Raw genomic sequence first — 23,054 nt, 5'->3', positions numbered from 1 at the left:
GCCCGACCGCCCGGGCGCGACGCGCGGCGGGGCACGCCTACGCCCCGCACGGACGGGTCTTGCTTCGAGTCCACTCCAAGCAGTTGGCTAGTGCCCCATGAAGTACACACAGCTCGGACGCACCGGTCTCAAGGTCAGCCGACTGGTCCTCGGCACCATGAACTTCGGCCCCCAGACGGGAGAGCCCGAAAGCCACGCCCTCATGGACGCGGCCCTCGACGCCGGTATCAACTTCGTCGACACCGCCAACGTCTACGGATGGGGTGAGAACAAGGGCCGTACCGAGGAGATCCTCGGCACCTGGTTCGCCCAGGGCGGCGGGCGCCGGGAGAAGACGGTCCTCGCCACCAAGGTCTACGGGAGCATGGCCGCCGAGGGCGAGCCGTGGCCCAACTACGACCGCCTGTCGGCGCTGAACATCCGGCGGGCCGTCGACGCCAGCCTGAAGCGGCTGAACACGGACTACATCGACCTCTACCAGTTCCACCACGTGGACCGGCTGACCCCCTTCGAGGAGATCTGGCAGGCCGTCGAGGTCCTGATCCAGCAGGGCAAGATCCTCTACGCGGGTTCCTCGAACTTCCCCGGCTGGAAGATCGCCCAGGCCAACGAGACCGCGGCGCGCAACGGGCGGCTCGGCCTCGTCAGCGAGCAGTGCCTCTACAACCTGGCCGAGCGGCGCGCGGAGATGGAGGTCATCCCGGCCGCCGAGGCGTACGGGCTCGGCGTGATCCCGTGGTCCCCGCTGCACGGCGGCCTGCTGGGCGGGGCGATCCGCAAGTCGGCGCAGTCCGGGCGCTCGGCCACGGGCCGCTCGGCGGACGCGCTCGCCAACAGTTCCGTCCGGGCGCAGGTGCAGGCGTACGAGGATCTGCTGGACAAGCACGGCCTGGAGCCCGGCGAGGTCGCCCTGGCCTGGCTGCTGACCCGTCCCGGGGTCACGGGGCCGATCGTCGGGCCGCGGACGGCGGAGCAGCTCGCGTCCGCGCTGCGGGCGGTGGAGCTGGAGCTCTCGGAGGAGGTGCTGGCCGGACTCGACGAGATCTTCGCGGGGCCGGGAGCGGCGCCGGAGGCGTTCGCCTGGTAGGTGCGGGGGCGGGCGGGTGCGGCGGCCCTTCGGCTGCCGCTACTGCCCGACCGCGGCCGCCACGGCCACGACGACGAACATCAGGACGAGCACACCGGCCATCACGCGGTTTCTGGTCTTTGGATCCACCCGTCGAGACTAACGCGGCTGTCGCGGCGCCGTGGACGCAGGGCCCGTGCCGGACGCTCCGCGGCCCTCAGCCGGAGAGCGGCCAGGCACCGACGGTCTCGTAGCGGGGCTGCTCGCCGGGTACTCCGCCGACGGGCAGGTTGCTGCGGACCAGGCTGAGGGTGGAGACCCGCCAGGGGGTGCCCTCGAAGGGGGCGAGCCGCTCGACGTACGGACGCACGTCGGCCGACTCGTCGCGCAGCCGGCCGAGGGTGAGGTGGGGCGTGTACCGGTGGTGCTGGTCCATCGCCACCCCGGCCCGGCGTGCGGCGGCGTCGGCCCGCTCGGCGAGCATCCGCAGCGCGTCGAGGTCCCCGGCGCCGCCGACCCACAGGGAGCGGTGGCCGAAGTGGCCGGCGCCGTGCAGGCGCAGCGCGAAGCACTCGGTGCGGGCCGCCGCGCGGGCGAGCCGCGCGTGCAGCTCGGGGAGCAGGCGCTCCTCGACCTCGCCCATGAAGGCGAGCGTGAAGTGCCAGCCCGCCTCCGCGGTCCAGCGCAGGTGGTCGTCGCGCAGGGGACGCACGGCTTCGGCCAGTTCGGCGACGGCGGTCGCGGGCGGCAGGACGGCGGCGAACAGTCTCATGGGCCGAGCGTAGCGACGCGGTCCGGGTGCGGCACCGGGGCCGGCCCGCGCCCCCGCGCCCCGAGCCCCTGGAGGGCGGGGCCGGGGCCGGGTGGCCCTACGCCGCCGTGACCAGCTCGCGGGCGCGCGGGGCCGGGACGAAGGTGACGCCGTGGCGGTTCACGCTGAGGCGGAGGTTGCCCACGCGGGAGAGCACGAGGCCGATCGCCAGGGCCGCGGCCAGCGAGACCGCTCCGCCCGCTGCCATGCCGATCCGCGCGCCGTAGGTGTCCGTGACCCAGCCGACCAGGGGCGCGCCGATCGGGGTGCCGCCGGTGAAGACCATCATGAACAGGGCCATCACCCGGCCCCGCATCTCCGGGTCCGTGGCCATCTGCACGCTGGAGTTCGCCGTGACGTTGACCGTCAGGCCGAACACGCCGATCGGCACGAGCAGCGCCGCGAACAGCCAGAAGCCGGGTGCGAAGGCGGCCACCAGGAGCAGCACGGAGAAGATCACCGCCGCCGCGACCAGCAGCCGCAGCCGGGACAGGCCCCGCCGGGCCGCGAGCAGCGCCCCGGCGAGGGAGCCCGCCGCGATGAGCGTGTTGAACAGTCCGTACGTGCCCGCGTCCCCGTGGAACACCTCGCTGACGAACGCCGACAGCCAGATCGGGAAGTTGAAGCCGAAGGTGCCGATGAATCCGACGAGCGCGATCGGCCAGATCAGCTCGGGCCGGCCGGCGACGTAGCGCAGGCCTTCCCGCAACTGGCCCTTGGCGCGCGGCTGGACCTCGACCGGGTGCAGCTCGTCCGTGCGCATCAGCAGCAGGCCCACGATCGGGGCCGCGAAGGACAGGCCGTTCAGCAGGAAGGCCCAGCCGGAGCCGACGGCGGTGATCAGGACGCCGGCGATCGCCGGGCCGACCAGCCGCGCGGACTGGAAGTTGGCGGAGTTCAGGCTGACCGCGTTGGCCACCTGGTCCTTGCCGACCATCTCGGGGACGAAGGTCTGCCGGGCCGGGTTGTCCACGACGGTGACCAGGCCGAGCAGGAAGGCGGCGAGGTAGACGTGCCAGACCTGTACGTGGCCGGCGAGGGTGAGGACGGCGAGCGCGATGCCGGTGAGGCCCAACGCGGTCTGGGTGCAGAGGAGCAGCTGGCGCTTCGGGAGCCGGTCGGCGAGTACGCCTCCGTAGAGGCCGAAGAGCAGCATCGGCAGGAACTGCAGCGCGATGGTGATGCCGACGGCCGAGGCGGAGCCGGTCAGGGAGAGGACCAGCCAGTCCTGGGCGATGCGCTGCATCCAGGTGCCGGTGTTCGAGACGACCTGACCCGTGGCGAAGAGCCGGTAGTTCCGGATCTTCAGCGAGCTGAACATCGAGTTCTTCGGGTTCCGGGGCTTCCGCGGGTTCGGTGCCTTGCGCGCGTTCCGCGCTTTCTCGGCGTTCGCGCCCGCGGCGCGCCCGGCGGCGCGCGTAGTGGTGGATGTATGGCCGGGGGCGGAGTCTGCTCCGGGTCCCGTACTCAAAAAGGGTCGCCTCCTGGTGTCGTTCCTATAGGTGCGCGAGCTTGTCCAGGACGGGCGCGGCCTCGCGGAGCTTGGCCCATTCGTCCTCGGTGAGCCCGGCCGCGAGCCCGGCCAGGAAGGCGTTGCGCTTGCGACGGCTCTCTTCGAGCATCGCTTCGGCCTCCTCGGTCTGGCGGACCACCTTCTGGCGGCGGTCGTCGGGGTGCGGCTCCAGCGTGACCAGTCCCTTGGCCTCCAGCAGCGCCACGATGCGGGTCATCGACGGCGGCTGTACGTGCTCGCGTCGGGCCAGCTCACCGGGGGTGGCCTGGCCGCAGCGGGCGAGCGTGCCGAGCACCGACATCTCGGTGGGGCTCAGCGATTCGTCGACGCGCTGGTGCTTGAGGCGCCGGCCCAGCCGCATGACGGCGGAGCGGAGGTCGTTCACGGCGGCGGCGTCGTCGCCATGGGAAAGGTCATGCATGTTCTTTAGAGTAACTCATTACTCTACCTAAGGAACACCAGGTATCTCGTGTCACTCGTACGGGTGAGTCGGTTCCGGAAAGTGACACGCGTCCCCGCCCCGTGCCCCGACTCTTTCGGCATGGGGACACATGTGCTGAGCATGCGCATAGACGGGGAGCTCCTCGACAGGCTCCGGACTCATGCAGCCAAACGCGGAATGAGCGTCCAGGACTATGTGGTCCGGACGCTCATTCGCGACGACTTCGACGAACGCTTCAAGGCGGCCGTCGACGAGACGGAGAAGTTCTACGGGCTCACGTGAGGCCCGCGAGGCCGGTGAGGCTCGTGAGGTCCGTGGGACCCGTGGGATCCGTGGGCCTGTGGCCTAGGCGAGGCCGAGCGCCGGCATCGCGTAGTAGAAGACGAACACCGCCGACACGATGTACATGGCGGTCGGGACCTCGCGGCCCCGGCCGGTCGCCAGCCGCAGGACGGCGAAGGTCACGAAGCCGATGCCGATGCCGTTGGTGATCGAGTAGGTGAAGGGCATCATCACCATGGCCAGGAAGGCCGGCACGGCGATGGTGAAGTCGTCCCAGTCGATGTCCCTGACCGAACCGGCCAGGATCAGGAAGCCGACCGCGACGAGGGCGGGGGTGGCGGCCTGCGAGGGGACCATCGTGGCGAGCGGGGTGAGGAACAGCGACACGGCGAAGAGGCCGCCGGTCACGATGTTCGCCAGGCCCGTCCGGGCGCCCTCGCCGACGCCCGCCGTGGATTCCACGAAGCAGGTGGTGGCCGAGGACGAGGTCGCGCCGCCCGAGGCGACGGCCAGGCCGTCGACGAACAGGACCCGGTTGATCCCCGGGAAGGTGCCGTCCGGCCTGGTCAGCTTGGCCTCGTCGCCGACGCCGAGGATGGTGCCCATGGCGTCGAAGAAGCAGGACAGCAGCACGGTGAAGACGAAGAGGATGCCGGTCAGCATCCCGACCTTGCCGAAGCCGCCGAACAGGCTGACCTGACCGACGAGCCCGAAGTCGGGGGCGGCCACCGGATTGCCCGGCCATTCCGGGACGGTCAGGCCCCAGGCCGCGTCGGGGAGCCCGACGATCAGCTGCACGGCGACGGCGGCGAGGGTCATGACCACGATGGAGATCAGGATCGCGCCGGGGGTCTTGCGGATGATCAGCGTCAGCGTCAGCAGCACGCCGATCACGAAGATCAGTACGGGCCAGCCGTGCAGGTGTCCGTTGCTGCCGAGCTGGAGCGGGACCGTGGTGTGCGCGAGGTCGGGCACGCGGGTGACGAAGCCCGAGTCGACCAGGCCGATCAGCATGATGAACAGGCCGATGCCGATCGCGATGCCCTTGCGCAGGCTGAGCGGGACGGCGTTCATGACCCGCTCGCGCAGGCCGGTGGCGACCAGCAGCATCACCACGAAGCCGGCCAGGACCACCATGCCCATGGCGTCGGGCCAGCTCATGCGCGGGGCGAGCTGGAGGGCGACCACGGTGTTGACGCCGAGGCCGGCCGCCAGCGCGATCGGGACGTTGCCGATGACCCCCATGAGGAGGGTGGAGAAGGCGGCCGTCAGGACGGTGGCGGTCACGAGCTGGCCGCCGTCGAGCTGGTGCCCGTACATGTCCTTCGCGCTGCCCAGGATGATCGGGTTCAGCACGATGATGTAGGCCATCGCGAAGAACGTGGCAAAGCCGCCGCGGACCTCGCGGCCGATGGTCGAGCCGCGCTCGGAGATCTTGAAATAGCGGTCCACGGGGGCCGACGTGCTCATACGGTCCTGGTCCTCATTGGTGGTTCATACGGCGAAAATGGGCCATTCGCAAACCGTTTCAGTATGAACACATGAACGAAGCGTCGTCTATCTCCGCGCGTAGACCTTGGGCCGGGCGGCCTAGACTGGTCCCCATGGCGAAATGGACTGCGCAGCACGAGGCCCCCGAGCCCCTTGAGGGCCCGGTCGTCGGGACCGTCCTGGGCGGCACGATCCTGTGGTTCGCCCTCTTCGTCGTCCAGCTCCCCTTCTACGGGTGGTTCGCCGACCGGGACCTGCTGTGGTGGGTCTGGACCTGCGCGGCCGGCGGCGTCCTCGGCCTGATCGGCCTCTGGTACGTGCGGGGCCGCGACGCCGCCCTCAAGCGCCACGCCGCCGCCGCGGCCGAGTCGGCCGCGCGGGGCGAGGACGGGCCGGCGGGTACGGCGCCCCAGGCGGGCTAGGTGTACTGCCCCGGCCGGACCGGCCGGACCGGCCGACCGGCTGGGGCCCGTCGGACCCCGGGGGCTACCAGGGGAGGATCCGGCTCATCCCGAAGTCGGATCTTCGGGCCTCTCGGCGGGTGAACCGTTGAATCGCCCTTTACCGTCGAAAGCATGACGCAGCGGGCGAGGATCGAAGCAGAGGGACCGGAGCCGGGCCCCGGTGGCGGCGGCGTGACCGCCGGGACCGCGATCGACGCGGGCGCCGAGCTCGATCCCGTCCACCCGGTCAAACCACCCGCACCACGGTTCAAGCCCGCCGGGCTGACCACCGCCGAAGTCGCCGAGCGCGTCGCGCGCGGCGACGTCAACGACGTCCCCGTCCGCAGCAGCCGCTCCACCACCGAGATCGTCCGCGGCAACGTCTTCACCCGGTTCAACGCGATCATCGGCGTGCTCTGGGTGATCATGCTCCTCGTCGCACCGATCCAGGACAGCCTCTTCGGATTCGTGATCATCGCGAACACCGGCATCGGCATCATCCAGGAGATGCGGGCCAAGAAGACCCTCGACGGCCTCGCCGTCATCGGCGAGGCCAAACCCAGCGTCCGCCGCGACGCCAGGGCCGCCGAGATCTCCACCTCCGAGATCGTCCTCGACGACGTCATCGAGCTGGGCCCCGGCGACAAGGTCGTCGTCGACGGTGTCGTCGGCGAGGCCGACGGCCTGGAGATCGACGAGTCCCTCCTGACCGGCGAGGCCGACCCCGTCCTGAAGAAGCCCGGCGACCCGGTCATGTCCGGTTCGTTCGTCGTCGCGGGCGGCGGCGCCTTCACCGCCACCAAGGTCGGACGCGAGGCCTACGCCGCCCAGCTGGCCGAAGAGGCCTCCCGCTTCACGCTCGTCCAGTCCGAGCTGCGCTCCGGCATCTCCACCATCCTCAAGTACGTCACCTGGATGATGATCCCGACCTCCATCGGCCTCATCGTCAGCCAGCTGATCGTCAAGGACAACAACTTCAAGGACGCCGTCGCCCGGACCGTCGGCGGCATCGTCCCGATGATCCCCGAAGGCCTCGTCCTCCTCACCTCCGTCGCCTTCGCCATCGGAGTCATCCGGCTGGGCCGCAAACAGTGCCTGGTCCAGGAGCTGCCCGCCATCGAGGGCCTCGCCCGCGTCGACATCGTCTGCCTCGACAAGACGGGCACCCTCACCGAGGGCGGCATGGACGTCACCGAGTGCCGCCCGCTCGGCGGCGCGGACGCCGCGTACGTCGAGAAGGTGCTCGGTGCCCTCGGCGAATCCGACCCCCGCCCCAACGCCAGCCTCCAGGCGATCATCGACGCCTACCCCGACAGCGCCGAGTGGCGCTGCACCGAATCGCTGCCCTTCTCCTCCGCCCGCAAGTACAGCGGCGCCAGCTTCAGCGAGGGCGACGGCGAGAACAACACCTGGCTGCTCGGCGCCCCCGACGTGCTGCTCCCGGCCGGGGACCCGGCCCTGGAGGAGATCGACGAACTCAACGAGCGGGGCCTGCGGGTCCTCCTGCTGGGCAGGGCGGCCCGCGAACTCGACGACGCGGCCGTGGCCGCCGGGGTGAGACCGACCGCCCTGGTCGTCCTGGAGCAGCGGCTGCGCCCCGACGCCGCCGACACGCTGCGCTACTTCGCGGACCAGGACGTCAAGGCGAAGGTCATCTCCGGCGACAACGCGGTCTCCGTCGGCGCGGTCGCCGGCAAGCTCGGGCTGCCGGGCGCGCAGAACACCGTCGACGCCCGCTCGCTCCCCACCGATCAGGCCGCCATGGCCAAGGTCCTCGACGAGAACTCCGTCTTCGGCCGCGTCACCCCGCAGCAGAAGCGGGACATGGTCGCCGCCCTCCAGTCCGGGGGCCACACGGTCGCGATGACGGGCGACGGGGTCAACGACGTGCTCGCGCTCAAGGACGCCGACATCGGCGTGAGCATGGGCTCGGGCTCCGAGGCCACCCGCGCCGTGGCCCAGATCGTGCTGCTGAACAACAGCTTCTCCACCCTCCCCTCGGTGGTCGCCGAGGGCCGCCGCGTCATCGGCAACATCACCCGCGTCGCCACGCTCTTCCTCACGAAGACGGTCTACTCGGTGCTGCTGGCCGTCCTGGTCGTCTGCTCCCAGGTCGAGTACCCGTTCCTGCCGCGCCACCTCACGCTGCTGTCCACGCTGACCATCGGCATCCCGGCCTTCTTCCTGGCCCTGGCCCCGAACACGGAGCGGGCCAGGCCGCACTTCGTGAAACGCGTGATGCGGTACGCGATCCCCGGCGGTGTGATCGCCGCCGTCGCCACCTTCGTGACGTACCTGGTCGCCCGGCACCACTACACCGGCCCGGACGCCCTCCAGGCCGAGACCAGCGCGGCGACGCTCACGCTGTTCCTGACCTCCATGTGGGTGCTGGCGATCATCGCCCGCCCGTACACGTGGTGGCGGGTCGGCCTGGTCGGCGCGATGGGCGGGGCCTTCCTGATCGTCCTGGTCGTGCCGTGGCTGCAGGACTTCTTCCAGCTCAAGCTGGAGGGCGCGGTGATGCCGTGGACCGCCGTGGGCATCGCCGCCGCCGCGGCCGTGCTCATCGAGTTCACCTTCCGCTGGGTGGGCCGCAAGTTCCCGGTGTAGCAGCCGGCCCCCGGGGGCCCGCACCACCGGCCGCTCGGACCGTCTCCCCGGCGGGCCGTCAGGCCGCCAGCGCGTGCTCGGTACGGGCGCTGATCCGGGTGCGCAGCGCCAGGGTGCCCGCCGCGCCGAGCAGGCCGGTGACGAGGGCGCCCCACCACAGCGTGCTCGCCCCCAGGCCGGTGTAGAGGGCGACGCCCAGGGTGAGCGCGGCGAAGCGGGCGACTCCCCAGGTCCAGGAGAAGGCGCCCTGGTAGCGGCCGCGCGCGTCGGCGGGGGCCAGGTCGGCCACCACGGAGGCCGCGATGCCGGCCACGGCCACCTCGCCGGCCGACCAGACGGCCACCGAGACCACGTACCCGGTGACGGAGTCCGCGAGCCCGGTCAGCGCCACCCCGGCGGCGATCAGCGCGCTGCCGGCCGCCTGCACCGGCAGCTGCGGCAGTCCCGCGAGCCGGGCCGTGACGAACGGCTGCAGCGCCACCACCAGCACGGCGTTGACCGCCGCGAGGGACCCGTACACGGCCGGCGAGAACCCGCTGTCGCGGACGGCCAGCGGCAGGGCGACCTCGGTCAGCGAGTAGACGAACAGCTGGATCCCGAGCAGCGGGAGCAGGGCGAGCAGCAGCCGGTCCCGCAGGACGACCCCGTAGCCCAGGCCCGTGCCCGCGCGCGGCGCGGTGCGGGCGGGCTCGCGCAGCCGGGTCGCGACCACGACCGCGTAGACGAGGGCCGTGCCGGCGTCGACGGTGAAGAGCAGCCAGTACCCGTGCGCGGCCAGGAAGCCGCCGAGCACTCCGGCGACGGCCGTGCCGATGTTGACGCCCCAGCCGAACAGCGCGTACGCGGGCTGGCGCCAGCCGGTGTCGACCGCGTCGGCCATCAGCGCGTAAGCGGCGGGCGGGACGGTCGCCCCGGCCGCGCTGAGCAGCAGGGCCGCCGCGGCCATCGTCCACACGCCGGGGGCCAGGAACAGCGCTCCCTGCGCGACGGCGGAGCCGACGAGCCCGATCAGCATGGCCGGGCGGCGCCCGATCCGGTCGGCGAGCAGCCCCCCGAGCGCCGGGCCGAGCAGGTTTCCGGCGCCCAGGGCGCCCAGGACGAAGGAGATGTCGGATCCGGTGATGCCCCGGTCGGCCATCAGGAAGACCAGGAAGGGGGTGACGAGGTGCCCGAGCCGGTTGACGACCGTGCCGGCGAAGAGGGTCCACACGGTGGGCGGGAGACCGCGGAAGGAGGAGAACATGCGGGCAGCCTGCGCCCTGGCCACCCGCGGTCCGTATTGATTAAGCTCAGGACGAATCCAACGGGCATACGGGGGCTGGCAGATGGACTCGGGACTCACGTTCTCCGCCGCGGACCTGGCGCAGACCCGCTTCGCGGTGTCCCCGATGTGGGAGGTCGTCACCAGCTTCCGGCTGCTGAAGGACGAGGCCGAGCCGCCGCTGCACCGCCGCTGGGCCGCGCAGGTGCGGCCCCGGCTGTTGCGCGCGGGCCTGCACCGGGGCTGGCTCGCCGCCCTGATCCCGGGCGACGGCTACCTCGCGGACTTCCTCAACCCGACCCCCGCCGGGCCGTTCCCGCAGCTCCCCGCCGAGCTGGCGGCGATCCGGCGCAGCAGCCCGGAGCAGGTGCGCGCCGATCTCGCCACCCTGGCGCTCAAGTCCTCGCCCTCGCCGCGGCTGCGGTTGCTCCACGAGGAGCCCGGGGCCGTGCTGGAGAAGGTCACCGCCGAGATCGAGACGTACTGGGAACTCGCGCTCGCGCCCTACTGGCCGCGCATCAGCCAGGTCCTCGAGGCGGACGTGTTCCACCGGGCCCGGCAGGTCGCCGAGCACGGCTCCGCGCACGTGCTGAACGAACTCCACTCCAGCGTCAGCTGGGACGCCGGAACCCTGCGCATGGTCCGCCGGCAGTGCTCGCTGAACCGGGCCGAGGCCGGTTCCGGACTGCTCCTGGTGCCCTCGGCCTTCGCCTGGCCCCGCGTGCTGACCCGGTCGGTGGCCCCCGAACCGCCCCAACTGGCCTATCCCGCGCGGGGCATCGGCACCCTGTGGGAGCCCCGGTCCACCAAGGCCTCCGACGCGGTCGCCGCCGTACTGGGCCGCTCCCGGACCCTGCTCCTCGCCGAGCTGGACACCCCGGCCTCCACCACGCAACTGGCCCTCCACACCGGCCTGTCCGCCGCCGCGGTCTCCCAGCACCTCACGGCGCTGCGCGACGCGGGCCTGGTCACCGGCCACCGTGCGGGCCGCTCGGTCCTGTACGCCCGCACGGCCATCGCGGACGCGCTGCTGACACCGGCGGGCGCCGGTCCTTCCCGGCCGTCGCCGATCCGTCCGCCGGGCCGGTCCTGACCACCCCGGGCCGGTCCTGACCACCCCGGGCCGGTCCTGACCACCCCGGACCGGGCCGCCCGGGGAGCACGGCGGCCGGGTCTCCGGCGCCCGCGGCGGGCGCCGGAGGCGTTGCTCAGTCGAACCAGCGGTCCCGGGCCAGTTCCGCCGTGCGGGACGGGTCCTCCAGCAGGGCCGCCACCTCGAAGCGGCGCGGCCACTGGCCCGCCGACCAGGCGAGGGCCGCGGCCACGCCCTCCAGGGTGGAGGCGTGCAGGGTGCCGTCGGGGGTGCGCCGCCAGTCGAGTTCGATGCCGCCCGCGAGCAGTTCCTCGTGCTCCAGGTAGCGGAGCGGGGTGGCCGGCCCGAGGAGCTGGAGGACGGATTCGGGGACCTCGTGCTCCTCGCCCTCCGTGGTGACCTCCGCCGGGACCGTCTCCGAGAGCCGGCGGACCTGGAACAGCTCGGCCAGGTCGGCGGCCCGGGAAGGGGCCACGGGCAGGAGCGGGAGTCCCGCCGTCAGGGGGAGCAGGTCGGGAGCGTCCGCGATCACCGCGTCCCCCGCGTCCACCACGACCACCTCGCCGTCGATCACCGCGCGCAGCTCGTCGGGCAGGGTGACCTGCTCGGGGTCCAGATCGGCCAGCGCCCCGTACAGGGCGTGCAGCTGGCGGCCGCCGACCTCGCGGTCCGGGTCGGCGAGCCGGCCCAGGAGCTCGGCCGCGCCGCCGGGTTCGTCCAGCAGGGCGGCCACGGAGGTGCGTACGCCGAGGGCCCGCAGGACCTGCTCGTCCTCGAAGCCGGTGGCGTCCGCCGGGGTGTAGAGGCCCGCCAGCAGCGGATCGCCGCCCGCCGCGCGCAGGCCGGCCGGGCGGCGGCCGTCGAGGACCGGGTGGTCGCGCAGCCACCAGGCGGTGTACGGGCGCACGGAGCGGGTGGTCCCGTCCGGGAGCAGGATCCGCACGGGCTGGGTCAGGGCGTCGCGCAGCGGGGGCTGGGCGAGCATGGCCAGGGCTTGCGGCCAGCAGTCGTCGTCGACCAGGTCGAGGTCCCGTACGGCGATCAGCTCGGTGGCCACGGGCGGGACGGGGGTGTCGGGGAGCTGGTCCAGCACGTCCTCGCACCACACGTCGACCGCGTCGAGCAGGCCGGCGTCGTCGGGTTCGGCGAAGTCCCCGTCGCGGGGCTCCATTTCGTCCGGGTCCAGGACCACGTCGGTGGCGCGGACCAGCTGGAACCCGGCCAGGACGCCGACGGCCGTAAGGGTCCGCGCGTCCCAGCGGGCCACCAGCTCGGCGTCCACGTACGGGATCTCGTCCTCGCGGATGACGGAGGCGAGCGGGGAGCCGGGCAGCAGCAGTTCGCCGGCCGGGGTCGGCTCGCCGTCCTCGTCGGGCAGGGCGAGCGCGCCCAGCCACGGCTCGTCGCCGGGCGACAGCTCGGCGTCCCGCACCAGTCCGAGGACGATGTCGGCCAGTTCGTCGGGGTCGGGCGCGTCCTCGTCCCAGATCTCCCCGGCGTCCAGGGAGGCCGCGACGGCCGCCCGCACCTGCGGGGTGGTCAGGACGGCGCGGGCGGTCGCGGGGAGCGCGCCGAGCTTCTCCAGCAGCGGGTGCACCGCGTCCGGGTGGGCCACCTTCAGGCCGAGCCGGGCCAGGCTCCCCGGGGTGTCCGGGCCGGGAAGCATGATGTGCCGGGGGCCGATGGCGGTGCGCCCGTCGGCCAGCGGCACCGGCAGGCCGGAGAGCCGGTCCGGGTCGACGCCGGCGAGGCTGTCGTAGAGGCGGTGCCACCAGTCGGGGGTGCGCTCGATGCCCGCGATCCGCTCGATGGCCTCACCCAGGGGCAGCCGGCCGACGCCCAGGGTGCGCAGCTCGGGGCGGCGCTCCAGCCCGGCCGGGAGCAGGGTCGGGAGCACCTCCGCGAGGACCCGTACGGTGTCGGCGCCCGCGCCCTCGACCACCTCGGCCTCGAACGGGCGCAGGGCGGCGCGCTCTTCGGGCTCGCCCGGCGCGGGTTCCTCGGGCGGGGCCGCGGGAGCGAGGAAGGCCGTACGGGGCAGCCGGGCGAGGATGGCGCCGCGCAGGGCCCCGTCGAGCTCGCCCTTGCCGAGCTGTCCGGGTACGAGGTCCACGAGCGCGGTGCTCACCGGGTCCCAGGATCCGAGCAGTTCGGCGTAGGCGTCGGCCGCGCGTTCCACCAGGAAGTCGGTCAGGGGTCCCGGCGCGGGATGCCGGCGGACGGTGTCCAGCGGCAGGGTCGCGATGAGCAGGGCGGGGATGCCCAGGGGCTCGTCGGTCGGGGTCGGCGCGTGCACCACGCCCGCGGTGGCGGGGCGGACGGGGGCGCCCTCGGCGTCGACGGGCACGGACCAGGACACCGCCCAGGCGGGCCGCAGCCGTTCCTCGACGGGGCGGTCGGCGAGCAGCGCCTTCTCGATGGGGCCGCCGTGGCGGACGGTGCGCCAGCGCTTGGTGTCCGAGGCGGAGTCCGCGATGACGGTGTACGGGCCTTCGGTGTGGCGCGTCAGCGTCCGCACGCCCCCGGTCGGCGTGTCGACGACGACCTCGGCCAGTCCGGGCAGGGTCAGCAGAAGGGCGTCGTCGACGGCGGCGAGCAGCCGCTCGACCAGGGCCTCGGCGGCGGCGTCGCGCAGCGGGAGGACCACGACGGTGTCGTACGCGTCGGGGGCGGTGCCCTCCGCGGGCAACGGGAGGCGCAGCAGCGGGACGTGGCCGTCGCGGCGGCGCAGTTCGTCGCCGAGTCCGGGGCTGCCGACGGCGGCGCCGCGGGCCAGTTCCCGGGCCTCGGCCAGGGACCAGCGGACTCCGCCGTGGCGGCCGAGGACGGCGGGCTCGTCGCAGACGGCCAGGACGGCGGCGAAGCCGACGCCGAAGCGGCCGACGCTGCCCGAGTCGTGGTCGCGCTTGGCGGAGGCGCGCAGGGTGGAGAGCGACTCCACGCCGGTGGCGTCCAGCGGGGCTCCGGTGTTGGCGACGGCGAGCAGCGCGTGCTCCCCGGCCCCGCCGGCATGCAGGGTGAGCCGCAGCCGGCCGGGGACGCCGGCGCGGGCGGCCGCGTCGGCGGCGTTCTGCGCGAGCTCGACGACGAGCCGGTCGCGGTAGCCGCCGAGCGCCAGGTCCTCCTCGGCGTTGGCGTCCTCGCGGAACCGGGCCGGGCCCGCGCCCCACGCGTCGAGCACCCCGCGCCGCAGCCGGGCCGTGCCGAAGGGGTCGATGCCACCCTGGGCCGCCGTTACTCGCACGCTCACGCCGCTGCCTCCAAGCTGCCGTACCGCGCTCGCCGAATGCCGGGTGCGGAGGTCCTGAAGGTATCGCGTGCGGGCCGGGCCGCCCCCACGGGCCGGGTCCGCGTCTCACGGGCCGGGCGGGTGGGGTGTGGGTCCGTGCCCGCCCGGGGGAGGCCCCTGCCGAAGGTCCCGACGCACAGAACCGCAGGCGGTGCACCCGGTTGAGATCTTCCGTTTGCGGGCTCTTTGCCCCGATGTTCGGGACCAAGGTCCCGGGGCCCGGCACACGCGCCGGGCCGGGCCGGGCCGGGCTTCTTTAGGACTGCTTCAGGACCGGCTCAGGGGCGGTGCGGGGAGTGGAAACCAAAACGCAAGGACCACTGTGTACCAGCCCCTCCAAGCCCCTCGCCCTGGGCGAAGGACGGCTTCTGCATTTCCGGGCTCTGTTACTCGCCCAGGAAGGTCTTCCGCCATTCCAGCGGTGACATGGTCAGTGCGGCCTCGGCGAGGGCCTGCGCCGACGCCGTCTTGAGGCTGTTCAACGAGGTGTCGATCCAGTCTTGCACCAGGCTGTACCCCTGGGCGCGGTACTCAACCGCTTGGACCAGGCATTCGAGCTTGTCGGCGTCCTTGGCCACGATCGCCTCTGGGGTGTCGCCGTTCTCGTACTCGCCGACGACCCGCTGTACTCCGGCCTTCACGGCGGGGTGCGCGGCAGAGACCTGGTCCGCGGTGACCTTTTCGTTCGACGCGGCGTCGATGTAGCGGCGGCCGATGTGCGGGATATCCCCGATCCGGGTTTCCTGCGTGTCGTGGAAGAGGCACATCAGGGCGACCTTGGCGGGGTCCACGCCCTCCATCATGGCCAGGACGGCGCCGACGATGCCGACACGGAACGAGTGCTCGGCGATGGACTCCGGGTTGTTGTTCCCGGTGAACCACCACCCCGTCCGCTTCGCGTTCTTCAGCACCCCCATCTCGAAGAGGAATCCGGCCGTGCCCTGGGCGTTCGCCATCTCGTCTGCCATGTAGTCCTCCGGTCTCAGTGGTGCCGATCATCAAGAACCTTACGCACGGTGGCGAGTTCACGCCGGGACCTTTCGGAGACACCGCCCCCGTCCAGAAGCAGCTCTGTACGCTCCGACAGGTCCCGCACGAGCGGGACGGACGCCTGCGGCAGCCACGGATGGGCCGTCAGCAGGGCCCACATGGTGTGTGCGTACAGGTCGACGTATCCGGGGGCATGGTGAAGGCCGTAGGTCAGCCCCCGCAGAAGCGTGACGGGGTCCCAGCCGGTCAGCTGCCGGTCCCGCATGAACAGGTCGTCGGACTGCGGTAACGGGGTGCCGCCCAGCCAATAAGCCCAGTAGTTCAGGTTTGCGGCCTCGCCCGCGTCGTCGTCCACCATCGCGCGCTCGATGAAGTCCAGCAGGGGGACGGGGTCCCCGAGCCGGGCCAGAGCAGTGGCCGTCGACCGGGCCTCCGCCCACTGCGGTGTCCACCCCCGCCGAGCGAGGAGCCCCCTGCGGGCGTGGAGTGCCTGCGCGGTCCAGGTCACCGCCTCCGGGGTCTTGTCGTACGAGGTCAGATACAACGCCTGGCGGTGAAGGAGGATGCCCTGGGGGTCGGTCCTGGAGGCGGCCTCCGCTGTGGTCCGCAGCTGCTCGAAGAACGCGGCCCGATCCGGTGAGGGAAGGAGTGGCGAGGCTGATGCCGGCCCCCTGCGGCGGGGAGGCGGAATCGCGGTAAGGGAGGGCGGCCGGGTCCCTGTGAGCGCCCACGCGAGCATGTGGGCGGTGTCCCGGGTGTGTACCCACTCGGCGAGAGGGTGTGGCCCGCTGGTGGGCTGGAGTGTGGCACTGATGATCCGGTCCGCGTCCATCGCCGCGTCAAGCAGGGCGACGATTGCCGCGTCTGCGCCGAGCCCGGCCAACCGCCGCCGCAGGCCGAGCAGATCCACCGCGCGCATGTTCGCGACCGGCCGTCGGCCCGACTCCCACCCCTGCACCGTGGCGAGATCTACACCCAGTGCCTCCGCCATCGCTGCCTGCGTACGAGGGATGGACTCTCGCGCCGTGCGCAGCACGAACCCCGCGATCGTGCCGGTGTTTGATCTCGCGGTCATTGAGCGCTCCCCGGGTGCGGCCTCTGAGGTAACTCGTACCCGTAGTCAGTCCTACTGCACGCAGAGCGACCGTAGGTTCATCACGCGGAATCGACCAGGCTCCTACGACGACCGAGGTTGACGCCGCTCCCCCCTCCCGACCGAGGAGTGCGCCATGCCCCAGCAATCTCTGCCCCATTGCCCGCTCACTTGTCAGCTCCGTGACCAGCCTGCGTACGGCTCCTTGAGCCCGCGCATGCGGGAGGTGGCTGAGGACGGTTGGCAGCGCTTCCTGGACCGTGCCGTCGGCGAGGACGACGACGGGGGCGACGACCAGTGAGGCCGGTGGACGCCTTCGACCACGAGCGAGACCCCCGCATCGGCAGGCAGGTCCGCGACATCGCCAGTGGCACCGAGGGCGAGCTGATGGCGATCGTCCGGGAGGAGGTCCCCAACTATGGCGGGGTGCCCATGCCCGTGTGTCTCGCCTACATCCGCCCCAACGGCGGGGGCCGGGAACTGTCCACGGCCCCGACGAACGTCGAAGTCCTTCAGTGAATCCATTACGGGGCTGGCGCCAGCGGCTCGCCGTTCTGGCCTATGTCGTCCTCGTCGGCGCCTTGGCCGTCACGCTCGCCCTGGCCGGCACGCCCGACCGATAGATCAGACAAGTCCCAGGCCCCGCCGATCTCGCAGGCGTGGCGCGGCCGGGTATCCAGCACCATCCCGTGCACCACGGACCGAGGAGGACGTGTGACCATCACGATGCCGGACATCAAGACCTTACGAATCGGAGTCCTCTGCGGCGGGAACTCCCCTGAACGGCCCGGCTCCATCGCCTCCGGTGAGGCCGCCTCCAAGGCCCTCGCCGAGGCCGGTCTGACGACCGAGCTGATCGACATGGCGGACACCCCGCTGTCCTCCCTCCGCGACCGGATCGACGTTGCCCTGTTGGGTCTTCACGGCCTTGGCGGGGAGGACGGGAAGATCCAAGGGGCGCTCGACACGCTCGGCATCCTCTACACCGGTTCTGGGGTCATGGCTTCCGCGATCGGGATGCACAAGCCGACGTTCAAGACCCTGCTGACTCGCGACAGCCTCGACACGCCCCGGTGGGTGATGAGGCACCCGAACGTGTCGGTGGAATCCACCATCAGCTCCGTCCGTCTCACCCTCGGGTTCCCCGTGTTCGTCAAGCCGTCGTCCGGCGGTGGCAGCCTGTCGGCGGGCATCGCGCACGACGCGAACGGGCTGCGGGAGCTGCTGACCCCGGCCGACGGGGAACCGTACGCCGAGTTCATGATCGAGGAGTACATCCAAGGCATCCCCTGCACCGTCGGGCTGATCGAGGTGGACGGCCGGCTCCGCACCCTCCCGGTCCACGACGTCCACACCGACCGGGCGTTCTACGACTACGAGGCCAAGCACGACCCGGCACAGCGCACCGAGCACTGCCCGTCGATCCTGCCCAACCCGACCACCGAGAGCATGCAGTACATGGCCCGGCGCGTGCACCAGATCCTCGGGGCGCACGGCGTGCTACGGGTGGACTTCATGGTCGGCCCGAACAATCGGACGGTGATCCTGGAGGCGAACACGCTCCCTGGTCTGTCCACGCGGGGGAACCTGGCGACGATGGCCCGCGCGGGTGGCATCGCGTACTCGGACCTGATCCAGCACGTGGTCCGGACCGCGTTCACCAAGCCCGGCTACCTCCCGTAGGCCAGACTGTGGAGGCATGACCGGCTCCACGATCAAGCACCCCGTCCCGTACTACTCCCAGTGGGAGTCGGCCGCGCTGGTACCGGAGTTCATCACCGGTACGAGCGCGGCCGACGATCCCCTGTGGCCTAAGTCCGGCGCCGACTCCCCGGAGGAGTACGCGTTCTGGGCGCCCCGCATGTGCGGAGTGGCCTGCCTGCGGATGACGCTGGACCACCTGAAGATCCCAGTGCCGCCGTCGGTGCCGCTGGTGAAAGACCTCTGTGAAGCGGGGGCGTACGTCCGCGAAGGAGACACGGTAAAGGGGCTGATCTATCAGCCGTTCGCGGAGTACGTCACTGCTCGCTGGAGCCTGTATGCCCGCTCAGCGCCTGTGCTGGCCCACGAGACCATCCGGGAAACACTCGCCGAGGGAGGCCTGGCGATGATGTCGGTCCACAAGACGATCCGCACCCTGGATCCCGCACCCACAAGCAAGGGCGGCCACCTGGTCCTCGCGGTCGGGTTCACTGAGCACGCTGTACTGCTGCACAACCCCTCCGGGTTCCCGGACCGGTCCCAGGAGTACGCGGCCGTCCCCTGGGCGGACCTGGACCGGTTCTACGCCGGACGCGGCGTCGTGCTGGGAGTCAGGGGTGTCTGAGGAACGAGGCCGGAGGATCGCCGTCCTCGGGGAGATGCTGGAGCTGGGTGAGCAGTCCGTGGATGAACATCGCGGCCTCGGCCGCTTCGCCGCCGAGCAGGGCATCGACCTCGTGGTAGCCGTCGGCGGCCACCTCGCCAAACAATTGGCCCTGGCAGCCGGCGAGGCGGGCGTACCGGATGTGGCGATGGTCGGGGACAACGCGACTGCCGCGCGGTTCGTCCAGACCTACCTGCGGTCCGGTGACGTCGTGCTGGTGAAGGGCTCCCGAGGCGGGATGCGCTGGCAGATCGCACAACTGCTCACCGGGGAGAACGTGGCCGAGTGGGGCGCCTGGAACGGCGACTGACCCACGCACCGATGCCCCCCAGCGGCCGGAAGGCCGCTGGGGGGCATCGGAGTCGTCAGAGCTTCTCGATGACGAAGTCGACGCACGCGGTCAGCGCCTGCACGTCCGCCGGGTCCACCGCCGGGAACATCGCGATGCGGAGCTGGTTGCGGCCGAGCTTGCGGTAGGGCTCGGTGTCCACGATGCCGTTGGCGCGCAGCACCTTGGCGACCGCGGCCGCGTCGATGTCGTCCGAGAAGTCGATCGTGCCGATGACGGCCGAGCGCTTGGCGGCGTCCGCGACGAACGGGGTGGCGTACTTCGACGCCTCCGCCCAGCCGTACAGGTGGGCCGCGCTGGCCGACGTACGGCCCGTCGTGAACTCCAGGCCGCCCTGGCCGTTCATCCACTCCAGCTGCTCGTTCAGCAGGAAGAGGGTGGACAGCGCCGGGGTGTTGTACGTCTGGTTCTTCAGCGAGTTGTCGATCGCCGTCGGCAGCGAGAAGAACTCCGGGATGTGCCGGCCGGAGGCGTGCACGCGGGCCGCGCGCTCCAGGGCCGCCGGGGAGAACGCCGCCAGCCACAGGCCGCCGTCGGAGGCGAAGGACTTCTGCGGGGCGAAGTAGTAGACGTCGGTCTCGGTGATGTCCACCGGCAGACCGCCGGCGCCCGAGGTCGCGTCCACCAGAACGAGCGCCCCTTCGTCGGCGCCCGTGACGCGCTTGATCGGCGCCGCGACACCCGTCGAGGTCTCGTTGTGGGTGTACGCGTAGACGTCCACGCCCGCCTCCGCCACCGGCTCCGGGTGCGTACCCGGCTCGGAGGAGATCACGGACGGCGCGTCCAGCCACGGCGCGGCCTTCGCGGCCGAGGCGAACTTGGAGGAGAACTCGCCGAAGGTGAGGTGCTGCGACTTGCGCTCGATGAGACCGGCGGTCGCGATGTCCCAGAAGGCGGTGGAGCCGCCGTTGCCCAGGATCACCTCGTAGCCCTCGGGGAGGGAGAAGAGGTCCCGGAGACCCTGGCGCACCGAGCCGACCAGGTTCTTGACCGGGGCCTGGCGGTGTGAGGTTCCGAGCAGGGAGGTACCGGTGGCGGCGAGGGCGTCCAGCGCCTCGGTCCGCACCTTGGAGGGGCCCGCGCCGAAGCGTCCGTCGGCGGGCTTGATGTCAGCGGGAATCTGGATCTCAGCCACGGACCGAGCGTATCGGTTCCCGGTCCACGCCTCGGAGGCGCGTCCACCGGATGAGACGCGAGGGAGCGGTGGGAGGGTGTCGGTGTGAAGGCACCCGGAGAACTCGAACGGACATTGCGGGCGAACCTGCGCGGCGAGGTCGACTTCGGCGCCGCCGCACGGGCCCTGACCACCATGGACGCCTCGAACTACCGCCGCGTCCCGGTCGGCGTGGTCGCCCCGTACGACGCGGCCGACGTGGCCGCCGCGCTCGCCGTGTGCGCCGAAGCGGGCGTACCGGTCGTCCCGCGCGGCGGCGGCACCTCGATCGCCGGACAGGCCACCGGCACCGGCGTGGTCCTGGACCTGACCCGGCACATGGACTCCCTCGTGTCCCTGGACCCGGCCGCCCGCACCGCCGTGGTCCAGCCCGGCCTGGTCCTCGACCGGCTGCGGGACGCGGCGCGCCCGCACGGGCTGACCTTCGGACCGGACCCCTCCACGCACTCCCGCTGCACGCTCGGCGGGATGATCGGCAACAACGCGTGCGGGGCCCACTCGGTGGCCTGGGGCACCACCGCCGACAACGTGGCGGAGCTCGCGGTGACGGCGTACGGAGGCACCGAGCACCGCCTCGCCACCGGCTGGGCGGGCACCCCGGCGGGCCTGCGGGAGCTGGTCGAGGGGAACCTGGCGGTCCTGCGCACCGGCATGGCCGGCGGCTTCTCCCGGCGGATCTCCGGCTACGGCGGGCTGGACGCGCTGCTGCCCGAACGGGGCGTCCAGGCCGCCCGCGCGTTCTGCGGCGCCGAGGGCACCCTCGGCGTGGTCACGCAGGCGGTGGTGCGCCTGGTCGAGGCCCCGCGCGCGCCGGTGCTCGCCGTGCTCGGGTACGCCGACGAGAGCGCGGCCGCCGACGCGGCGGCGGGGCTGCTGCCGCACGGCCCCCTCACGGTGGAGGGCATGGCCGCCGACCTGGTGGGACCGGCGGCCGGCCGGCTGCCCCGCGGCGGCGCCTGGCTGTTCGTGGAGATGCGGGACGAGGGGGCCGCGCGGTCCCTCGTACGGGCCGCGGACGCGGTGGACGGCCTGCTGGTCACCGACCCCGCGGGGCAGCGGGCGCTGTGGCGGATCCGCGAGGACGCGGCGGGCACGGCCACCCGGATGCCAGGAGGCGCGATGGCCTGGCCGGGGTGGGAGGACTGCGCGGTCCCGCCCGCCCGGCTCGGCGCCTACCTGCGGGAATTCCGCGCGCTGCTGACGCGGCACGGGCTGCGGGGATCCCCGTACGGCCACTTCGGCGAGGGCTGCGTGCACGTCCGCATCGACTTCGACCTGGTGACGGCGCCGGGCGTGGCGCGCTTCCGCGCCTTCTCCTCCGAACTGGCCGATCTGGTCGTCGCGCACGGCGGCTCCCTGTCGGGGGAACACGGGGACGGACAGGCGCGGGCGGAACTGCTGCCGCGCCTGTACGAACCCGCGGTGATCTCCCTCTTCGAGGCCTACAAGGGGATCTGGGACCCGTCGGGCGGCATGAACCCGGGCATGCTCGTCCGCCCGGCCCGCCTCGACGAGAACCTCCGCTTCGCCGTCCTCCCGGCCTCGCCCTTCGCGCAGGAGGTCGCGCGCTGCGTCGGGGTCGCGAAGTGCCGCTCCGAGGACGTCGGCGGCCCGGCGGTGATGTGCCCGTCGTACCGGGCCACGGGGGAGGAGCGGCACTCCACGCGGGGCCGGGCCCGGCTGCTGCACGAGATGCTCGCCGGAGAGATCGTCACGGACGGCTGGCGCTCGGCGGAGGTCGCCGAGGCGCTCGGTCTCTGCCTGGGCTGCAAGGGCTGTCTCAGCGACTGCCCGGTGGGCGTGGACATGGCCTCGTACAAGGCGGAGTTCCTCCACCGGCACTGGTCCGGGCGGCTGCGGCCCTTCGCCCACTACGTCCTGGGCGGGCTGCCGGCGTGGCTGCGGGTGATCGCCGCGCTGCGCCTCGCCCGCGCGGCGAACCGGGTGTCCCGCTTCCTGCGGATCCCGGGCCTGGAGCGGGCCCGGCCGCTGCCCGCGCTCGCGGTCGAACCCTTCACCCGGTGGTGGGGGCGCGCCGCCCGGTCCGGGCGGGGTCCGGGCGTCACGCTGTGGCCGGACACCTTCACGCAGTACCTGGCCCCCGAGGCCGGAAAGGCGGCCGTACGGGTCCTGCGCGCCGCCGGCCTGGACCCCGCCCCGCCCGCGGGCCCCGTCTGCTGCGCCCTGACGTACGTCTCCACCGGCCGCCTGGACCGCGCCCGCGCGGTCCTGCGCCGCACCCTCGACACCGTGGGCGACCCGGGGGGCCCGGTCGTGGTCCTCGAACCGAGCTGCGCGGCCGCCCTGCGCACCGACCTCCCCGCCCTCCTCCCGGAGGACCCCCGCGCACACCGCCTCGCCGCCGCCGTCCGTACCTTCGCCGAGACCCTCGAGGAGTACGCCCCACACTGGCAGCCGCCCCGCCTGGACCGGCCGGTCGCCGGGCAGACGCACTGCCACCAGCACGCCGTCCTCGGCGACGCCGCCGACCGCCGGCTCCGCGAGCGCGCCGGCCTCACCGGCGACCTCAGCGGCGGCTGCTGCGGCCTGGCGGGGAACTTCGGCTTCGAGCCGGGCCACCACGAGGTCTCCGTGGCCTGCGCCGAGGAACAGCTGCTGCCGTCGCTGCGCGCGGCCGGCCCCGGAACCGAGGTCCTGGCGGACGGGTTCTCCTGCCGGACCCAGATCGCCCAGCTGTCCGCCGGCCGGGCCCGCCACCTGGCGGAGGTGCTGGCGGAGGCCCTGCCCGAGACGCAGCCCACCCCGATGTAAGGCAAAACGT

19 protein-coding genes are annotated in these 23,054 nt (G+C 72.6%); 10 read left to right on the top strand and 9 right to left on the bottom strand.

Annotated features, from left to right (window positions below; all coding sequences use genetic code 11):
- Positions 1-97 precede the first annotated feature (97 nt).
- Positions 98-1,087 carry an aldo/keto reductase gene (locus tag ACWF9Z_RS03320; protein WP_453596926.1) on the top strand — a complete coding sequence of 330 codons (990 nt, stop codon included), beginning with the start codon at positions 98-100 and terminating at the stop codon, positions 1,085-1,087.
- 196 nt (positions 1,088-1,283) lie between these two features.
- Here the strand turns inward: ACWF9Z_RS03320 and thpR are convergent, their stop codons facing one another.
- The 3 genes from thpR to ACWF9Z_RS03305 form a co-directional block, all read right to left on the bottom strand.
- Complete coding sequence (gene thpR, locus ACWF9Z_RS03315) at positions 1,284-1,838, bottom strand: RNA 2',3'-cyclic phosphodiesterase (RefSeq protein WP_453596924.1); 555 nt, start codon at positions 1,836-1,838, stop codon at positions 1,284-1,286.
- A gap of 97 nt (positions 1,839-1,935) precedes the next feature.
- A complete protein-coding gene (locus tag ACWF9Z_RS03310; RefSeq protein ID WP_453596922.1) occupies positions 1,936-3,198 on the bottom strand; it encodes an MFS transporter in 1,263 nt (420 codons plus the stop codon).
- A gap of 175 nt (positions 3,199-3,373) precedes the next feature.
- The gene (locus tag ACWF9Z_RS03305; RefSeq protein WP_328299437.1) at positions 3,374-3,811 is read right to left on the bottom strand and encodes a MarR family winged helix-turn-helix transcriptional regulator; all 438 of its coding nucleotides are present in this window, start codon (positions 3,809-3,811) and stop codon (positions 3,374-3,376) included.
- 120 nt (positions 3,812-3,931) lie between these two features.
- Between ACWF9Z_RS03305 and ACWF9Z_RS03300 the strand changes: the two genes are divergently transcribed.
- Positions 3,932-4,114 (top strand): hypothetical protein, encoded by a 183-nt coding sequence (locus ACWF9Z_RS03300; protein ID WP_030156886.1) that lies wholly within the window; start codon positions 3,932-3,934, stop codon positions 4,112-4,114.
- 63 nt (positions 4,115-4,177) lie between these two features.
- Here the strand turns inward: ACWF9Z_RS03300 and ACWF9Z_RS03295 are convergent, their stop codons facing one another.
- Complete coding sequence (locus tag ACWF9Z_RS03295) at positions 4,178-5,584, bottom strand: NCS2 family permease (protein ID WP_453596919.1); 1,407 nt, start codon at positions 5,582-5,584, stop codon at positions 4,178-4,180.
- A 134-nt stretch (positions 5,585-5,718) separates the two neighbouring features.
- Here ACWF9Z_RS03295 and ACWF9Z_RS03290 point away from each other — a divergent pair, with 134 nt between their 5' ends.
- Together ACWF9Z_RS03290 and ACWF9Z_RS03285 are read left to right on the top strand one after the other, a co-directional pair.
- Positions 5,719-6,027, top strand: a complete 309-nt coding sequence (locus tag ACWF9Z_RS03290) for a DUF2530 domain-containing protein (protein WP_453596917.1) — start codon at positions 5,719-5,721, stop codon at positions 6,025-6,027.
- Positions 6,028-6,180: 153 nt separating this feature from the next.
- Positions 6,181-8,658, top strand: coding sequence for an HAD-IC family P-type ATPase (locus tag ACWF9Z_RS03285; protein WP_453596915.1), 2,478 nt, complete (start codon positions 6,181-6,183; stop codon positions 8,656-8,658).
- Positions 8,659-8,716: 58 nt separating this feature from the next.
- Here the strand turns inward: ACWF9Z_RS03285 and ACWF9Z_RS03280 are convergent, their stop codons facing one another.
- Positions 8,717-9,901, bottom strand: a complete 1,185-nt coding sequence (locus tag ACWF9Z_RS03280) for an MFS transporter (protein WP_453596913.1) — start codon at positions 9,899-9,901, stop codon at positions 8,717-8,719.
- A gap of 82 nt (positions 9,902-9,983) precedes the next feature.
- On the opposite strand from ACWF9Z_RS03280, the gene ACWF9Z_RS03275 reads away from it, so the two are divergent.
- On the top strand, positions 9,984-11,012 hold the full coding sequence (locus ACWF9Z_RS03275; RefSeq protein ID WP_453596911.1) for a DUF5937 family protein: 1,029 nt from the start codon (positions 9,984-9,986) through the stop codon (positions 11,010-11,012).
- Between the two features lie 115 nt (positions 11,013-11,127).
- Here the strand turns inward: ACWF9Z_RS03275 and ACWF9Z_RS03270 are convergent, their stop codons facing one another.
- From ACWF9Z_RS03270 to ACWF9Z_RS03260, 3 genes are all read right to left on the bottom strand, one after another.
- The gene (locus ACWF9Z_RS03270) at positions 11,128-14,262 is read right to left on the bottom strand and encodes a sacsin N-terminal ATP-binding-like domain-containing protein (RefSeq protein ID WP_453596909.1); all 3,135 of its coding nucleotides are present in this window, start codon (positions 14,260-14,262) and stop codon (positions 11,128-11,130) included.
- Between the two features lie 425 nt (positions 14,263-14,687).
- Positions 14,688-15,269, bottom strand: coding sequence for an HD domain-containing protein (locus ACWF9Z_RS03265; RefSeq protein ID WP_453596907.1), 582 nt, complete (start codon positions 15,267-15,269; stop codon positions 14,688-14,690).
- Between the two features lie 14 nt (positions 15,270-15,283).
- Entirely contained in the window at positions 15,284-16,366 is a 1,083-nt protein-coding gene (locus ACWF9Z_RS03260) for a helix-turn-helix domain-containing protein (protein ID WP_453596905.1), read from the bottom strand.
- Between the two features lie 324 nt (positions 16,367-16,690).
- On the opposite strand from ACWF9Z_RS03260, the gene ACWF9Z_RS03255 reads away from it, so the two are divergent.
- The 4 genes from ACWF9Z_RS03255 to ACWF9Z_RS03240 all read left to right on the top strand — a co-directional run bounded on the left by ACWF9Z_RS03255 (position 16,691) and on the right by ACWF9Z_RS03240 (position 19,059).
- On the top strand, positions 16,691-16,903 hold the full coding sequence (locus tag ACWF9Z_RS03255) for a hypothetical protein (protein ID WP_453596903.1): 213 nt from the start codon (positions 16,691-16,693) through the stop codon (positions 16,901-16,903).
- Between the two features lie 195 nt (positions 16,904-17,098).
- Entirely contained in the window at positions 17,099-18,067 is a 969-nt protein-coding gene (locus ACWF9Z_RS03250; RefSeq protein WP_453596901.1) for a D-alanine--D-alanine ligase family protein, read from the top strand.
- A 16-nt stretch (positions 18,068-18,083) separates the two neighbouring features.
- On the top strand, positions 18,084-18,710 hold the full coding sequence (locus tag ACWF9Z_RS03245; RefSeq protein WP_453596899.1) for a C39 family peptidase: 627 nt from the start codon (positions 18,084-18,086) through the stop codon (positions 18,708-18,710).
- Positions 18,703-19,059 carry a glutamate ligase domain-containing protein gene (locus ACWF9Z_RS03240; RefSeq protein ID WP_453596897.1) on the top strand — a complete coding sequence of 119 codons (357 nt, stop codon included), beginning with the start codon at positions 18,703-18,705 and terminating at the stop codon, positions 19,057-19,059. The genes ACWF9Z_RS03245 and ACWF9Z_RS03240 overlap by 8 nt, the downstream gene beginning before the upstream one ends.
- Positions 19,060-19,114: 55 nt before the next feature.
- Here the strand turns inward: ACWF9Z_RS03240 and serC are convergent, their stop codons facing one another.
- A complete protein-coding gene (serC, locus tag ACWF9Z_RS03235) occupies positions 19,115-20,233 on the bottom strand; it encodes a phosphoserine transaminase (protein WP_453596895.1) in 1,119 nt (372 codons plus the stop codon).
- 84 nt (positions 20,234-20,317) lie between these two features.
- Between serC and ACWF9Z_RS03230 the strand changes: the two genes are divergently transcribed.
- A complete protein-coding gene (locus tag ACWF9Z_RS03230) occupies positions 20,318-23,044 on the top strand; it encodes an FAD-binding and (Fe-S)-binding domain-containing protein (protein WP_453596893.1) in 2,727 nt (908 codons plus the stop codon).
- Positions 23,045-23,054: the final 10 nt, after the last annotated feature.

The organism is Streptomyces sp. NPDC054961 (assembly GCF_053609145.1).
The sequence above is the reverse complement of the archived record's forward strand: the minus strand, read 5'-3'. Positions and strand labels throughout refer to the sequence as shown.